Raw genomic sequence first — 1,238 nt, 5'->3', positions numbered from 1 at the left:
CATGAATTTCCTAAGCAATATAGTAATGGTATCATTTACAACAATGCCTTCTGTTATGGCCTCATCCAGCTTGAGAAGGTGACTAACGTGGAAGAGAGAAAGGTCGGTGAGGGCATGGGGAATGCCAATATCCGACGCACTGAAGTGTATGTTGGCTATAATTACCATGTGCTGGATATTCCAGCCTGGGCGACTAATGCACAAGATAAGCTCAATGCATTATATCCGCAGATGGACGTGCGATTAAGTGATAGAAGCTACCCCGATACCAAGACCTTTTATAAAGGCAAAGACGGCAATTTATATCAAGACTCGCTATCTTATTGGGTGATTAAGCCTGCAGGCAAGTTACTTGAGAGTGAATAAGTATATGATAAAACTCATCCAAATCCTATCGATTACTGTGCTAACCAGCTTGTTGGTTGGGTGTTATGATAAAGGCGAGCTGAAAAATATCATTCAGCAAGGGTATGATAACGCGCGGGTCAATACCCAAGCTAAGGGCGATTTCTGTTATTATTTGGGCAGTGTCAAATTCCCTTATACCGACGAACCGGTATTGGCGGATGATATTCAATGGGTGGTCTGGAATAAAGGTAAGTTGTCGAGAAGCTTACCGCTGTTTGCCGATATTGGCTTACTGACTCGCGAGCCGGTTGCCGGTCAGCCCGGCATATACCATTACGATCTGACCGAATTAGGCCGCGAATATCAACATCTGTTCCCCGAACAATCTGGTAGCGGTCGTATCATTTACAACAATGCTTTCTGTTATGGTCTCATCCAACTTGATAAGGTGACTAACGTGGAAGAAAAAGAAGTAGGAGGGGGAATCGGTAATGCTAATGCTAAACAGACTAAAGTCTATGTCAGTTATAATTATCATGTGCTCGATATTCCAGCCTGGGCGACTAATGCACAAGATAAGCTCAATGCATTATATACCCAATTGAAGGTGCGATTAAGCGATCGAAGTTACCCCGATACCAAGACCTTTTATAAAGGTAAAGACGGCAATTTATATCAAAACTCACTGTCTTATTTTTTACTGCAGCCATAAATCATATGAAGACGATAACGTTAACAAAATTATTTACTTTAGGCCTGCTGGCCAGCCTGTTGATGGGGTGTTACGATAAAGGCGAGCTAAAAAATATTATTCAGCAAGGGTATGATAACGCGCGGGCCAATACCCAAGCTAAGGGCGATTTTTGTTATTATTTGGGCAGTGTCAAATT

The 1,238-nt window shown here is 42.3% G+C and carries 2 protein-coding genes; both read left to right on the top strand.

Annotation, left to right across the window (positions count from 1 at the left end; all coding sequences use genetic code 11):
• Positions 1–366 (top strand): hypothetical protein (locus DES39_RS10870; protein WP_211324701.1); only part of this gene is annotated, 366 nt, incomplete at its 5' end.
• 4 nt (positions 367–370) lie between these two features.
• Positions 371–1,060, top strand: coding sequence for a hypothetical protein (locus tag DES39_RS10865; RefSeq protein WP_121146024.1), 690 nt, complete (start codon positions 371–373; stop codon positions 1,058–1,060).
• Positions 1,061–1,238 lie beyond the last annotated feature (178 nt).

This window comes from Orbus hercynius (assembly GCF_003634275.1).
GTDB classification, from domain to species: Bacteria; Pseudomonadota; Gammaproteobacteria; order Enterobacterales; family Orbaceae; genus Orbus; species Orbus hercynius.
This window is presented reverse-complemented; position numbering and strand designations above follow the sequence as displayed.

Excerpts from the sequence above, each read along its gene's own strand:
- DES39_RS10865 (WP_121146024.1), top strand. The coding sequence starts at position 371 with ATGATAAAACTCATCCAAATCCTATCGATTACTGTGCTAACCAGCTTG.